Below are 14,754 nucleotides of genomic sequence, written 5' to 3' on the forward strand. Positions count from 1 at the left end.
GGACTCGCGCGCGCCCTGGCGCGCCGTCCGACGGGAGAAAACATGTCGCTTGCCGTGGTGCGCAGTCGCGCGCCGGCCTCCGGCCGCGCGCCCGAAGTAACCGTCGAGGTTCACCTCGCGAATGGATTACCCTCTTTTTCGATCGTGGGCCTTCCTGACCTGGAAGTGCGCGAAAGCCGCGAGCGCGTGCGCGCGGCGCTGCAAAACTGCGGCTTCGATTTCCCCGTCCGCCGCATCACCGTCAATCTCGCTCCCGCCGATTTGCCCAAGGAATCCGGTCGCTTCGATCTGCCAATCGCGCTGGGGATACTCGCCGCGAGCGGACAGATTCCCGCTGAATCCTTGCTGTATAGAGAGTTTGCCGGCGAACTATCGCTGACGGGCGCACTGCGGCCGATGCGCGGCGCGTTCGCGATGGCTTGCGGGACGGCGCGTAGCGCTGTTGCCCAGCCCGATAGTGCGGCGGCTTCGCTTTCCTCGCTTTCCGGCGAGCCGGCAACGGCCCACGTGCCGCCGGACCGCACGCCACAGCTCTACGTGCCTGCGTCCAGCGCGGCGGAAGCGGCGCTCGTACCCGGCGTCGATGTGTACGGAGCCACTGATCTACCGTCGCTATGCGCACATCTGACGGACACACCCGACGCCCGGCTCGCCCCCGTCGCCGCGCCGGACCTCGCGGCCGCTGCGCCGGCCGTCGTTCCTGACATGGCCGACGTGATCGGCCAGCGAGCCGCGCGGCGCGCGCTCGAAGTGGCTGCGGCCGGCGGGCATCACGTGCTGCTGATCGGGCCGCCCGGCGCGGGCAAGTCCATGCTCGCCGCCCGCTTGCCGGGCCTGCTGCCGCCAATGACCGACGACGAAGCGCTCAGCTCCGCCGCCCTCCTGTCCGCCAGCCGCGCCGGTTTCAGCCCGGCGCAGTGGCGGCAGCGGCCGTTTCGCGCGCCACATCATTCGTCGAGCGCCGCGGCGCTGGTCGGCGGACGCAATCCACCGCAACCCGGCGAGATCACGCTTGCGCATCTGGGCGTGTTGTTTCTGGACGAACTGCCCGAATTCGATCGCACGGTCCTCGAAACGCTGCGCGAGCCACTCGAAGCCGGCCGCATCACGATCTCGCGCGCCGCCTTGCAGGCGGATTTCCCGGCGGCCTGCCAATTGATCGCCGCGATGAACCCCTGTCCATGCGGATGGCGCGGCGACCCGGGCGGCCGCTGCCGCTGTACGGCGGAGATCGCGGCGCGCTATCTGCGCAAGCTGTCCGGCCCGCTGCTCGATCGGATCGACATCCAGCTCGAGATTCCGGCGCTCACGCCGGCTGAGTTGTCTGCCCGGGCGACCACGACGGGCGAGGCGAGCGCGGCCATCGCGCGGCGAGTATGCGTCGCGCGCGAGCGGCAATTGCTCAGGCAAGGCAAGACCAATCATGAACTGGCCGGACGGGAAGTGGACGAAGTCTGCCGTCCCGATCCGGCGGGCGAATCTCTGTTGCGCGAAGCCGGCGAGCGCTTCGGCTGGTCGGCGCGTGCTTACTTCCGGGTGCTGAAGGTCGCGCGCAGCATCGCGGATCTTGCCGGTTCAGCAATGCCGAGCGCAGCTCAGATCGCGGAAGCAATCCAATATCGCCGGGCTTTTGGCTCGGTGTGAAGAGAAAAATATGCTGTCAAGACTTGACTTATGCACATCTACGCGCTCCCGATATATTTTGATACATCTGAAAGGCGGATCGAAAGACGTCCAGAAAAGCCTTTGATTTGATTGAGTTTTTTAAAACGTCCGAAGCAGGCGGGCGCTGACAGAATGCCCACGGGATGGGCATCTGCGGCAAATGGCGGCGAGTTCTCAACAGAGTTATCCACAGGCACTTCGCGGAAGTGGAAAACTTCAACGTAAACCGGGAATTAGCGCGTGATGCTGCGAAGGAACTTTCACTGTCAGCGACAATCCAGCGCGCGCCGAATCGGCCAAAAATGCCGATTTCAATACAACTGGAACGACGAAAAAAACTGGTCGACCTGTTCCTGCGGCAACGGTTTGGAAGCGATGATCGCCGCCTGGTAGACATGCCGTCCGCGCGCCGCCAGCCGCGCGTAGACGGTGCGCATTTCGTGCTGCGAGCCCGCCTCGCCGCTCAGCTTCATTTCGAGGCCCAACACCTTGCCGCCCGCGGCGAGCGGGATTTGCACCGCATGCGCGTCCGGCGCCGCGCCTACGTTGCGGGCGAGGCCGTCGCGCAGGAAATCGAGCGCGGCGCGCTGGGTGGCTTCGTGGTCGTCCGGCAACATCACGGTGCCGACCGCAAACACGGCGTTGCCGGCCTCTGCCGTCTGCATCGCCATCTGCATCGGCGCGCCGTCGATTTGCACCGCGCGCTGATCGTTGCCCGGCTTCGCCGGAAAGTCGACGGTGTAGCCGTTGTCGTTGTTCATGACGGTGCGCCAGTCGAAAGTCGGCGAGCAGGCGCTCAGCGCGACGCCAAGCGCCAAGGTGCACGCCGCGGCGCCGAGTCCTGCGCGCGCCCGCTGCAGCAGCGAAGGCGAACCAGCGCCTGACGAGGCAACCGGCCGGCTCTCAGCTAACGGACCACGCCGGCACCCGTGACCAGAGACAAAACACAAAGGGATTCGGGACAGAAAATGACATACGCGGCGGCTACCGCTGCAAGCAGTTCGGAACATGGGGACAGAAGATCGGACTGACCAGAACGTAAAACCCTATTATCCGCTGCCGGCCTCGCTCCTGCTGCGCCAGCGGAATGGAGCTACAATAGCGACGCCATTCAGCACCGGGGCTAGCGCCCCAACCGACCCACTGTCCCGCGCACTCCGCGCGACTCCCGAGGTTCTGTTCATGAACTCCAATCCTTCCACCGCCGCCCGGCGCGCGAACCCGCTTCGCTACCTCATCGCGGCTGCCGTGGCCATCGCGCTGGCCGTCGCTGGATACTTCGCGTTTGCCGGCCAACAGCACGTGCCCGATGCGACCTTCACACTGCTGTCCGGACAGAAGGTCACGACCGCCGACCTCAAAGGCAAGGTCTACCTCGTCAACTTCTGGGCAACGAATTGCGACACCTGCATGAAGGAAATGCCGCAGATGGTCGAGACCTATAACCGCTTCAAGGGGCAGGGCCTCGAATTCGTCGCCGTCGCAATGAATTACGACGCGCCGATGTATGTGACCAATTACACGCAAACTCGCCAGTTGCCGTTCAAGGTTGCGATGGACGACGGCTCGGCCGCCAAGCAGTTCGGCAACGTGCAACTCACGCCGACCACGTTCCTGATCGACAAGGACGGCAAGATTCTGAAGCGCTACGTCGGTGAGCCGCAGTTCGCGGAACTCAACCAGTTGCTGGAAAAAGCGCTGAAGGCATAACGCCAGCCAGCCATTCTGAACTGATCAGATTCAAACGCGCCGGCTTCGCCTCGTGCCGCCGGCGCCGTCACTCGTCAGCGCTCTCCTTCCCCTTTGGCCGCGAGGCCATATCGCTTGATCTTCTCGTAGAGCGTGGCTTTGCCGAGCTGCAGCTTGTCCGCCGCCACCGCGACCACGCCGCCCGCCTGCTCCAACGCTTGCGCAATCATCGCCCGCTCGAATTGCTCGACGCGCTCCTTCAACGGCTGCGTGGCCGCGTCGTCGTCGGCGAAGGACATGACCGGATCGTCCGCGACGCCGAGCACGAAGCGATCGGCGGCATTGCGCAGTTCCCGCACGTTGCCGGGCCAGTCGCGCTGCATCAGGCTCGCGCGCTGGCGATCGGTGAGGATCGGCGCGGGCCGCTGATAGCGCACCGCCGCATCCAGCAGGAAGTGTTCGAAGAGCGGCACGATGTCCTCACGACGCTCGCCCAACGGCGGCAACGCGATCGTCACCACATTCAGCCGGTACAGCAGATCGCGCCGGAACGAACCGTCCGCGACATGCTCGGCCATATCGCCTTTGGCTGCGGCGACGACGCGGCAATTCACACGAATCGGCTGGTTCGAGCCGAGCCGCTCCAGCACGCCGTCCTGCAGCACGCGCAGCAGCTTGACCTGCAACGCGAGCGGCATGCTCTCGATCTCGTCGAGAAACAGCGTGCCGCCCGACGCATGTTCAAGCTTGCCGATCCGCCGTTTCGCCGCGCCCGTGAACGCGCCCGGTTCGTAGCCGAACATCTCCGACTCGAACATCGGCTCCGGCAGTGCGCCGCAGTTCACCGCGATGAACGGCTTGTCACGCCGCGGCGACAACTCATGCAGACTGCGCGCGATCAACTCCTTGCCCGCACCGGTGTCGCCATTGATCAGCACGGACGCGTCGGTCGGTGCGATGTTCGCGATCAGCCGCCGCACCTGTTCGATCGCGGGACTGCGGCCGATGATCCGCGGCGCCACCGTGCCCTGCCCGGCCAACTCTCGGCGCAACGCGAGGTTTTCCAGCACCAGCTTGCGGCGCTCCAACGCGCGCCTCACGGTTTCGATCAGCCGCTCGGACGCGAATGGCTTTTCGATGAAGTCATACGCGCCGTCGCGCATCGCCTGCACGGCCATCGAAATATCGCCGTGGCCCGTGACCAGGATCACCGGCACGTCGGGCGCGCGCTCGTGGCACTGCGCGAGCAGATCGAGACCGCTCGCGCCGGGCAGGCGAATGTCGCTGACGATCACGCCGGAGAAATCCGCGCTGATCATCTTCGCCGCGGACTCCACCGACGCGTGGCCGATCACGTCGAAGCCCGCCAGTTGCAAACTCTGCACGCTGGCGCGCCGCACCAGTTCGTCGTCTTCGATATACAGCACTTGCAGGCCGTGGTTCAGCATGGCGTTTTCCATCTTGATTCAGGAACCCGTGGTCAGCGGGTCTGCCGGGTGGTTCGTTTGCACGCGCGCGCGGCGCAGCGTCAACACGAATAGTGCACCGCCGTCCGGCGCGTTGCGCGCGATCAGCGTGCCGCCGCAATCGCGTGCGATCGACGAGGAGATCGCAAGGCCGAGGCCCAAGCCCTGGCCCATCTCCTTGGTCGTGAAGAACGGTTCGAACAGGCGCGGCAGGACATCGTCGGGAATGCCGGGGCCGTTGTCGTTCACCGCGAATGACAGGCTCTCCTGCGCGGCTTCGATCTCGACCACGATGCGCGGCGGGCTCATGCCGGCGGTCGCGTCGAGTGCATTGCCGAGCAGGTTGATCAGCACCTGTTCGAGCCGCAGATCGTCGCAATTCGCAATCAGTTCGGGATGGTCGTCGGCGAGACTGAGCGGCGTGCGCGTGCCGCTCGCCGCATCGAGCAAGGTGAACTCGACTTCGACTCCCTGCAAGCGCTTCTGCAGCAACCCGACGACGTTGCGCAGCGCCCGCACGACCGGCGCGCGCGCATTGCGCGGCCGCGCCCGGCCGACGAACAGCTTCAACTGATTGGTGATCTTGCCCATGCGCTCGGTGAGCGCCGCGATCGCTTCGAGATTCTCGCGCGCCGACGCCTGGTCGCCGCGTTCGAGCAGCACGCGTGTGTTGTCGGAGAAACCCCGCAATGCTGCGAGCGGCTGATTCAGTTCATGCGTGATGCCGGCAGCCATCTGACCGAGCGCGGCGAGCTTGCTCGCCTGGATCAGCTCGTCGTGCGCGGCGCGCAATTCCTGTTCGGCGCGCGTGCGTTCGGCCACTTCCTTTTGCAACTGTTCGTTTGCCTCGGAAAGGTCCGCGGTGCGTTCGGCGACGCGCTGGTTCAGTTCCGCGTAGGCCTTTTGCAACAACGCGCGGCTACGCATCACTTCATGTACGCGAGCGCGGCGCATGCGCCAGTAGAACGCCAGCAGCACGATCGAGAGATAGCCGAAACCAGTGACGATGGTCGCCTTGCGTGCGTCGGCGTCGACCGGATCGACGGGCGACATCGTGATCAGATGCCAGTCCGGCTCGCCCATGCTGCGCCGCGACGCGAGATAGCGCGGCGCCTGGCGGCCGCCGCCGATGCGCACGATCTGCGCATTGCCTTCGAGCGTGCGCTCGATTGTCACCGGCAGCGGAGCGATCGGCTGCTGCGCGTATTGACGCGCCTGGTAGATCGAATCGGCGACCGGCCCGGATAGCGGCCGTATCGTGTGGTACTTCCACGCCGGCACCGACGACAGAAAGATCACACCGTGATCGTCGGTGACGACGAGCGGCTCGGACGCATCCGCGCCCTGAAACCATTCGAGATCGAGTTTGACGACCGCCACGCCGACGATCTGGCCGTCGCGCCGCACCGGCTGCGAGATGTAATAGCCCGGCGCCTGCGAAATCGTGCCGATGCCGAAGAAGCGCCCCACGCGGCCGTCGATCGCATCGACAAAATACGGCCGGAACTGATAGCCCGCGCCGATGAAGCTGCCCGGCCCGCGCCAGTTGCTCGCGGCGACGCAGTAGCCGTCGCGCGGAATGATGTACGTGACCGTCGCCCGCGCATGACGGTTGAGGTCTTCGAGATAGAGATTGGCGCGCTTGACGTTGGCCGGAGTGGGATCGACGAGCACGTCCTGCACGATGGGATGCTCAGCGAGCAGATACGGCAGCGATTCGTAGCGCTCGAGCGTGCTTTTCAGCGCGATGGCGGTGCGCTCGACGCGCACGGCCGCATTGCGCCGCAAGTTGTCGATCCCGCTTTGCCACGCGATGCTGTAGGTCAGCCAGCATGCCGCCGCGAGCCCGGCAACGAGCGCGAAGAGGATCAGCAGGCGGCGCGTCACGTTAGTCATGTCCGTTCGGTAGGGATCGGACATTGTGGCATAAGGTGGCGCGCCCCCGGCGCTAGCTTCGCTGGCCGGCGGCGCAGTGGATCGGCGCGGAGCACCCGGTTTCATAGCGGGCGTCCGCAACCGTTAAGGTAGGACTCTGAGCCGGCGCGCGGCTTAGACGCCGGCCGGTTCTTTGACCACCACGTCGCCGCGCAATGCGGCATTCAGCTTACTGCGGTCCAGCTCCTTTTCCCATGCCGACACCACCACCGTCGCCACGCCGTTGCCGACGATGTTGGTCAGCGCGCGGCATTCGCTCATGAAGCGGTCGATGCCGAGAATCAGCACCATGCCCGACAGCGGAATGGTCGGCACCACTGCCAGCGTCGCGGCCAGCGTGATGAAGCCCGCGCCCGTCACGCCGCTCGCGCCCTTCGAAGTCAACATGGTTACCGCCAGCAGCGTGAGCTGCTGCATCCACGTGAGCTCGGTGTTGGTCGCCTGGGCGATGAACAGCACGGCCATCGTCATGTAGATGTTGGTGCCGTCGAGGTTGAACGAATAGCCGGTCGGCACCACGAGGCCCACCACCGAGCGCGAGCAGCCGAGCTTTTCGAGCTTCAGCATCAGTTGCGGCAGCGCGGCTTCGGACGAGCTCGTGCCGAGCACGATCAGCATCTCTTCCTTGATGTACGCAACGAAGCGAAGGATATTGAAGCCCACGAAGCGCGCGATGATGCCGAGCACCACCACCACGAACACGATCGAGGTCAGATAGAACGTGCCGATCAGCTTGAGCATCGGCAGCAGCGAGCCGATGCCGTACTTGCCGATGGTGAACGCCATCGCGCCGAACGCGCCGATCGGCGCCAGCTTCGTGATGATGCGCACGACGCCGAACAGCACGTGCGACAGACCCTCGATGAAGTTCGTCACGACCTTGCCCTTCTCACCGGCCGTCGCGAGCACCGCGCCGAACAGCAGCGCGATCAGCAGGATCTGCAGGATTTCGCCTTGCGCGAAAGCCGACGAGAGCGTGTCCGGGATCAGGTGCATCAGGAAGTCGACGGTGGTCTGACCGTGCGCCTTCGCGGCATACGACGCGACTGCCTTGCCGTCGAGCGTGGCCGGGTCGATGTTGAAGCCCGCGCCGGGCCTCAGCAGGTGGGTGGCGAACAGGCCGAGCACCAGCGCGAAGGTCGAGACGATTTCGAAATACAGCAGCGCCTTGCCGCCCACGCGCCCGACCTTCTTCATGTCTTCCATGCCGGCGATACCCGTGACCACCGTGCAGAAGATGATCGGCCCGATCACCATCTTGATCAGCTTGATGAAGCCGTCGCCGAGCGGCTTCATGTCGACGGCGAGGTTCGGGTAGTAGTGCCCGAGTGCGATGCCGATGACGATCGCCACGATCACCTGGACGTACAGCACTTTATAGAAAGGTTTCTTCACGATGGTTCCTGCTTGGGGAGGTGAGCTCAAGGCCTGCCACACTGCGCATCACGCGAACGAGGATTCGTCACGCCCGTGCACGGCAATAGGCCGCGACAAGACGACGAATTCAAAAGTACTGGGAAGGGAAATCGGACATCGTTGTCTCCTAGCTTTAGTTGTCGGACCGTTGCGGCCACGTAGTTTATTTCGCAAGGTCGATGCCAGCTGGGTGAGTCGCCTATCCAGTTGATTTATATTGGGTTTTTATCTCATCAACACGTGTACCGTCCGGGATTCCGGAAATCCGGACGGACGCTGTCGGGGAATCCGGAATTCATCGAGGCGATGTCTTCGGGAAAACCCCGACGGGCATGAGCATGCGTGCCCGGTAGGTCCGGGGCGGCGTTTGGCGTATCGACGACGCTCGCCGCGCTGCGGCGGCTCGATCGACTCCAGCATTTCATGGACGCATGGCAAGCATGTCGTGCGGCAACAGGTCGAGGCGATCTGTGCAGATCATATCGACGCCCCATTGCGCAAGCAGTTGTGCACGCGCGGGATCGTTCACCGTGTAGGCCAGCACGCGCAGCCCCGCGGCACGGATTTGCGCGACCAGCGGCTCGCTCAGATACCGGTGGCTCGCGTGCAGCGACACACAGTCCAGTTCGCGCACGATGCGCAACCAGTCCGCAGGCACCTGTTCGAACAGCATGCCGCGCGGCAGCGACGGCGCGGCGTCTCGCGCCGCGGCCAGCGCGTCGAACGAAAATGACGACAGCAACGGCGGCGTTTGTCCTTGCCACAATGTCGACGCGCCGCTTGCCACCAGCGTGCCCGTCAGTGCGTCGCGGCCCGGACACGGCTTGATCTCGATGTTGGCGGCAATGCCGTCGCGCGCGCATCGCTGCGCCGCGTCCGCGAGAGTCGCGAGGCGCACGCCGGCGAATTGCGCTCCGCGCCAGGTGCCGGCGTCGAGCGCGGCGAGTTGCTGCCAGGTGTGGTCGGCTGCGGCGCCGTGGCCGTTGGTGGTGCGCTCGAGCGTGTCGTCGTGCAGCAGGAAGAGCTGGTTGTCGGCCGAGAGCTTGGCGTCGAATTCGACCATCCGATAGCCGTGGCGCACACAGGCGTCAAAGCCGGCCAGCGTGTTCTCCGGCGCCAGCGTGCCGCCGCAGCGATGCGCGATCAGGCGCGGATACGGCCATTGTGCGGATGAACCGCGATCAATCCCATTTGCCACGTCTCGTTACCTTCCAGATAGAGCGGTTGAGTTTGCACTCGGCGCAGTGCCGGCCACCGTCACCACCATTGCCTCCGGCACCACCATGCGTGATGCGCGCGCCGCAGCGTGCCGCCTTCACGCGCGAGTGCCCGGCCGTAGTATCGCGCGTCGGCGAACGCGGCGATAGCAATCGCTGCACCTCGATTCTTGAAGTTCAGGCTGAATGCACGCCAGCTCGGAATGTACAAATCTACAGGCTCCCCAAAAATACAACACCATCCGGCTCAAGTAGTACGCTCAGATCGCATCGGCGCGCGCTCTCATCGGGGGAAATGCATGTGGCAGGAAGACCGTCACCAGAGAATTCGCGCGTTGCTGGGCTGCCGATTCAATGCGTCACCCAACTTACAGTCAAGGTGACGAAGCACCCGGCAAAAGTTTGAGGTGGGGATCTCTGATTATGGCCGCAATCATAGCCGCGTCATATTCACTGCCTCTTCATTCGTTACCCTAACTAATCTATAGCTGCGGCGTCATATTTCTCAACATGACATCGACGCCAGACTGGAAAATCACCAACAAGCGGCGAGCCGCATCCTGCTGCAACCGCAAAACGGTTCAAGGGCATGCAGTTCGTTCGCCGCGGCGTGAACGATGTTCGGCCTTGGCACCGACGGCGCGTTGACGCCGACCGGTTCCTTGCTGGACCAGAGCGCCGGCACGCCCGACGCGGAAATCGAGCGCGTCGCCAGAAAGGTGAACAGTCTGCTGATGGGGATCAGCGGCGATCTCGAACCGACCTCGCTCGACGATATCGAAACCGCGCTGCTTAAAAGCGCCGTGCAGCGCGCGCAAGGCAATCTGTCGGCTGCGGCGCGCACGTTGGGAATTACGCGGCCTCAGCTTGTTTATCGGCTCAAGAGCCGAGGTCTGCGGGTGTAGGTAATCGCAGGTCGCGGCCGGTTCGGCCGCCACCCGTCGCGCTGCGTGGCAGCGGGCAGCGCTCACCCACGCACCGCTATTGCGCCTACGATGCCGCCCGCGTCCGCAGCCTGCCTGCACCGAGTTCAAGAAGGAGAAGCGTGCTCACCACTCCGATCAACAGGCTGAACAGCACGTAGTACAACGGCGCGGTGTTGCTGCCCGTCACCTTGACGAGCCACGTGTTGATGAACGGCGCGAGGCCGCCGAACAGCAGCACCGCCAGGTTGTACGTCAGCGCGGCCCCTGTGGAGCGCACGCCCACCGGAAACACTTCAGTCAATACGATCGGCACAGGCGCCCACATAAAGCTCATGAAGAACGAGACGCCCACTTGCAACATCACCAGCGACTGGAACGAAGGCGCGGCGATGAAGTGATGGAAGAAGACCCACGCAGCGACACCGTAGCCCAGCATTCCCGGCAGCAGTACCGCCTTGCGTCCGTAGCGGTCGGACAGATACCCGCCCAGCGGACAACACAGCAGGATCACCGCGGTGCCGAGAAAGGTGGCGAGATTGGCGTCCGCCGCCGCGATGCCGAGCCGCTGCTTCGCGAAGATCGGCAGGAAGAACACGAACACGTACGCGGAGACCGTGCCCACTACGCAAATGCCGGTGCTGGAGATCATCTCGCGCGGATACTTTCGCACGAGGTCGCGCAGCGGTGTGCGCGTGGCCTTTTCGGTCGTGGTGGTCGCGGCGCGGCGATAAGCAAGAAACTCCGGCGATTCGTCGACCCTCGAACGGATGATCCACCCCACCGGTCCGATCAGGATGCCGACCAGAAACGGCAGGCGCCAGCCCCAGCTTTCCAGTTGCCCCGCGTCGAGCCGCGTGGTGAGCAGATACGCCACCGCCGCCCCCAGCGAAAACGCCAGCGCCTGCGAACACATCTGGAAGCTACCGAAGAAACCGCGACGGTGAGCCGGCGCGAATTCCACCAGCATCGTGGTTGCACCGCTAAACTCGCCGCCGGCTGAAATGCCCTGAATCATCCGCGCCAGCACCATCAGGATCGGAGCGGCGACGCCGATTGCGGCATAGGTCGGCAGCAAGCCGATCATGCCGGTGCCGACCGCCATCAACGCGATCGTGACCGACAGCGCCTTCTTGCGCCCCACCCTGTCTCCATACAGGCCCAACAGCACGCCGCCGAGCGGACGCACGGCAAACCCGATGCCGAAGGTCGCCAGCGTCAGCATCAGGGAGGCGAGCGGGTTGTCGGCCGGGAAATACAGCCGCGCGATGGTCGCCGCAAACAGCCCGTAGATAGCGAAGTCGAACCACTCGAACGCGTTGCCGAGAATGGAGGCAATCACCACCTTTCTCACCATCGCCGGCGACGGCATGGGGTTAGCGGACATTCCTGTTCTCCTTGATGGGGTGAATGGCGCGCGGGTCTAACCCAGCCGACGCCGTACGATTTCGACGAACACCGCCGCGCCAGAAGGCGCAGTGTCGTCGTCGAAATCGAATTCCGGGTGATGGCAGGTCAAACCGTCGTGGCCCAGGAAGAAGTACGAGCCCGGGCGCTGCTGCAACATGAACGCAAAGTCTTCGGATGCCATCAGCGGCGCCACGTTTGGGATCACGTTGTCGACGCCGAGCACGTGTTCAGCGGCGGCCCGCACCACTTCGGTCTGCTCGGGCGTGTTGACGGTGGGCGGTGAGCTTTGCAGATGCTCGAACTCCACCGTGCATCCGTACATGCGCGCCGCCCCGTCGCAGATGTCGCGCAGGCGCTTCAACGTCAGTTCCTGCGCGGCGACCGACAGCGTGCGCACGGTCCCTTCCAGCACCGCTGTATCCGTGATCACGTTGATCGCAGTACCCGCGTTGAACTTGCAGACGCTGACGACGGCGGTATCCAGTGGATCGATATTGCGACTCACGATGCTCTGAATCGATTGCACGATGGCCGCGCCGATCATCAGCGGATCGACCGACCGGTGCGGCATCGCGGCGTGGCTGCCGACACCCTGAATACTGATCCTGAAGAGATCGCAGGCCGACAGAATTGCGCCGCTGCGCACGCCGACCTTACCCGCCGGCAGCGCGTTGTTGTTGTGCAGCGCGTAGATCTCGTCGCAATGAAACCGCTCGAACAGGCCGTCGCGCATCATCTCCGAGCCGCCGCGCAAAGTTTCTTCGGCGGGCTGGAAGATCAGATGGACTGTGCCGCGAAACGCGCGATGCGCCGACAGGTGCTTCGCGACGCCCAGCAGAATAGCCGTGTGGCCGTCGTGACCGCAGCCGTGGAAGATGTTGTCGTGCGTCGAGCGGTGCGCCACGGTGCCCTTCTCCTGCATCGGCAGCGCGTCCATGTCCGCGCGCAGCCCGATCGACGGACCCGCCCCCAGCGTACCGCGAATCGTGCCGACCACGCCCGTTCCGCCGACCCCGGTCTGGACCTCGATGTCCCAACTGGTCAGCAGGTTGGCAACCATTTCGGCGGTGCGATGCTCGTTAAAGCCAAGCTCCGGATGACGGTGAATATCGCGCCGCCATTTCCGCATCGATTCAGCGAGCGCAACCCACTCCACGTTTGTCTGCATGCCTGCATCCCTTGAAACATGATGTATGTGGCCTCGCCCTCGCCGACGCGGGGCGAATCCCGTTTCACAAAGATACTTTAATAGTTGAAAGTTTCAACTAGTGATTTTACGTACAGATATGTGCGGCAACGAAGGTTCGTCTATCATCGGGATTGATGCGGGCGCCAGCATGTGCGGCGCCCCAGGCGCTTCCCCTCACCCAAACTGAACCGGATAACCCGAAGCGGTATGCCATCTGCCAAACCGAAGACCAGCGTCGCTGCCCAAGACATGAAGTTTGCGCAATACCTCACGTTCAAACTGGACCTGATCAAGAGCGAGATGATCAGCCGCGCCAATGCGGTGTACAAACCCGCGTGCGGCTTCGACGTGCGCTCGCTGCGCGTGCTGCGGATCATCTGCGATGAACCGGGCATCACGGCGACGGCGGTGCGGGAGCAGACCTTGATTGAAAAGACGCTGCTGTCCAAGGTGATGGCGGACCTGATCGAGCGCAAGCAGGTGCGGCGGACCATCCATCCGGACGATGCGCGCCATTTCCAGCTATGGCCGACTGCCGCCGGCAAACGCACGCGCGCGGCCAGCGACGAACTGGGGCGGACACTGGAAGCGGAGTTGTTGTCCGTACTCAGCGACGACGAGCACGCGGTGCTCGACCGGATCGTCGACAAGCTTGTCGGGGCGTTTCGCGCTTCGGCTCAACGCGAAGGTGCAAAATCCGCCGACTGACGGATTTGCAACGCGATCGATTGGGCTGAGGCGCTCCGAGCAGGCGCCGGGCCCATAAAAAAAGCCCGCAACACGTGCGGGCTTTCCTGATACTCAAACCAACGGGGCCAAAACCTTCAGACCACGCCCGCCCCATGCGCCTGCAAATCGGCGTGATAGCTCGAACGAACCATCGCGCCCACTGCCGCGTGCGTGAAGCCCATCTTGTACGCTTCTTCCTCGTACATCTTGAAGGTGTCCGGATGCACGTACGAGCGCACCGGCAGATGGTGTTCCGACGGCTGCAGATACTGGCCGATCGTCAGCATGTCCACGTCGTGCTCGCGCAGATCGCGCATCACTTGCAGGATTTCTTCTTCGGTTTCGCCAAGACCGACCATCAGGCCCGACTTGGTGGCGACTTCCGGATGCAGAGCCTTGAAGTCCTTCAGCAGCTTCAGCGAATGCGCGTAGTCCGAACCCGGACGCGCTTCCTTGTACAGACGCGGCACCGTTTCGAGGTTGTGGTTCATCACATCGGGCGGCGCGGCGTTCAGAATGCCGATCGCGCGGTCCAGACGGCCGCGGAAGTCCGGCGTCAGAATTTCAATGCGCGTTTCCGGCGACAGCTCACGCGTCTGACGAATGCATTCGACGAAATGCGCGGCGCCGCCGTCACGCAGATCGTCGCGGTCGACGCTGGTGATCACCACGTACTTCAGCTTCAGCGCGGCGATGGTGCGCGCGAGGTTGCCCGGTTCTTCCGCGTCGAGCGGATCGGGACGGCCGTGGCCGACGTCGCAGAACGGGCAGCGGCGCGTGCACTTGTCGCCCATGATCATGAAGGTCGCGGTGCCCTTGCCGAAGCATTCGCCGATGTTCGGGCAGCTCGCCTCTTCGCACACCGTATGCAGATTGTGCTCGCGCAGAATCTGCTTGATTTCGTAGAAGCGGGAATTGCCGGTTGCCGCTTTGACGCGAATCCAGTCCGGCTTCTTCAGCTTTTCGATCGGGACGATCTTGATCGGGATACGGGCGGTTTTGGCTTGCGCCTTCTGCTTCGCAGTGGCGTCGTAGGCAGCGGCGGAAGCCGGCACGCCTTCGGGCGCGGGAGAAGCTGCGAGGTTCGCGGTAACGTCAGTCATTCGTTCGGGTCC

12 protein-coding genes are annotated in these 14,754 nt (G+C 64.0%); 4 read left to right on the forward strand and 8 right to left on the reverse strand.

What is annotated here, in order from left to right; all coding sequences use genetic code 11:
* Positions 1 to 42: 42 nt before the first annotated feature.
* The gene (locus tag P0D89_RS07180; protein WP_408376286.1) at positions 43 to 1,644 is read left to right on the forward strand and encodes a YifB family Mg chelatase-like AAA ATPase; all 1,602 of its coding nucleotides are present in this window, start codon (positions 43 to 45) and stop codon (positions 1,642 to 1,644) included.
* Between the two features lie 332 nt (positions 1,645 to 1,976).
* On the opposite strand, the gene P0D89_RS07185 is transcribed toward P0D89_RS07180, so the two are convergent.
* Complete coding sequence (locus P0D89_RS07185) at positions 1,977 to 2,675, reverse strand: hypothetical protein (RefSeq protein WP_408376287.1); 699 nt, start codon at positions 2,673 to 2,675, stop codon at positions 1,977 to 1,979.
* A gap of 172 nt (positions 2,676 to 2,847) precedes the next feature.
* Here P0D89_RS07185 and P0D89_RS07190 point away from each other — a divergent pair, with 172 nt between their 5' ends.
* Entirely contained in the window at positions 2,848 to 3,375 is a 528-nt protein-coding gene (locus tag P0D89_RS07190; RefSeq protein WP_408354282.1) for a TlpA disulfide reductase family protein, read from the forward strand.
* 74 nt (positions 3,376 to 3,449) lie between these two features.
* On the opposite strand, the gene P0D89_RS07195 is transcribed toward P0D89_RS07190, so the two are convergent.
* From P0D89_RS07195 to ugpQ, 4 genes are all read right to left on the reverse strand, one after another.
* A complete protein-coding gene (locus tag P0D89_RS07195) occupies positions 3,450 to 4,802 on the reverse strand; it encodes a sigma-54-dependent transcriptional regulator (RefSeq protein WP_408376288.1) in 1,353 nt (450 codons plus the stop codon).
* Positions 4,803 to 4,820: 18 nt separating this feature from the next.
* Positions 4,821 to 6,821, reverse strand: coding sequence for a sensor histidine kinase (locus tag P0D89_RS07200; RefSeq protein ID WP_408376289.1), 2,001 nt, complete (start codon positions 6,819 to 6,821; stop codon positions 4,821 to 4,823).
* A 48-nt stretch (positions 6,822 to 6,869) separates the two neighbouring features.
* Positions 6,870 to 8,150, reverse strand: coding sequence for a dicarboxylate/amino acid:cation symporter (locus P0D89_RS07205; RefSeq protein WP_408376290.1), 1,281 nt, complete (start codon positions 8,148 to 8,150; stop codon positions 6,870 to 6,872).
* 442 nt (positions 8,151 to 8,592) lie between these two features.
* The gene (gene ugpQ, locus P0D89_RS07210) at positions 8,593 to 9,369 is read right to left on the reverse strand and encodes a glycerophosphodiester phosphodiesterase (protein WP_408376291.1); all 777 of its coding nucleotides are present in this window, start codon (positions 9,367 to 9,369) and stop codon (positions 8,593 to 8,595) included.
* A 636-nt stretch (positions 9,370 to 10,005) separates the two neighbouring features.
* On the opposite strand from ugpQ, the gene P0D89_RS07215 reads away from it, so the two are divergent.
* Complete coding sequence (locus P0D89_RS07215; RefSeq protein WP_408376292.1) at positions 10,006 to 10,293, forward strand: helix-turn-helix domain-containing protein; 288 nt, start codon at positions 10,006 to 10,008, stop codon at positions 10,291 to 10,293.
* Between the two features lie 85 nt (positions 10,294 to 10,378).
* On the opposite strand, the gene P0D89_RS07220 is transcribed toward P0D89_RS07215, so the two are convergent.
* A complete protein-coding gene (locus P0D89_RS07220; RefSeq protein ID WP_408376293.1) occupies positions 10,379 to 11,698 on the reverse strand; it encodes an MFS transporter in 1,320 nt (439 codons plus the stop codon).
* A gap of 36 nt (positions 11,699 to 11,734) precedes the next feature.
* Complete coding sequence (locus P0D89_RS07225) at positions 11,735 to 12,889, reverse strand: M20 aminoacylase family protein (RefSeq protein ID WP_408376294.1); 1,155 nt, start codon at positions 12,887 to 12,889, stop codon at positions 11,735 to 11,737.
* 228 nt (positions 12,890 to 13,117) lie between these two features.
* Here P0D89_RS07225 and P0D89_RS07230 point away from each other — a divergent pair, with 228 nt between their 5' ends.
* The gene (locus P0D89_RS07230; protein ID WP_408376295.1) at positions 13,118 to 13,618 is read left to right on the forward strand and encodes a MarR family winged helix-turn-helix transcriptional regulator; all 501 of its coding nucleotides are present in this window, start codon (positions 13,118 to 13,120) and stop codon (positions 13,616 to 13,618) included.
* A gap of 116 nt (positions 13,619 to 13,734) precedes the next feature.
* On the opposite strand, the gene lipA is transcribed toward P0D89_RS07230, so the two are convergent.
* Positions 13,735 to 14,742, reverse strand: a complete 1,008-nt coding sequence (gene lipA, locus P0D89_RS07235; RefSeq protein WP_408376296.1) for a lipoyl synthase — start codon at positions 14,740 to 14,742, stop codon at positions 13,735 to 13,737.
* Positions 14,743 to 14,754: the final 12 nt, after the last annotated feature.

This window comes from Paraburkholderia sp. RL18-085-BIA-A (genome assembly GCF_046027075.1).
Classification (GTDB): domain Bacteria; phylum Pseudomonadota; class Gammaproteobacteria; order Burkholderiales; family Burkholderiaceae; genus Paraburkholderia.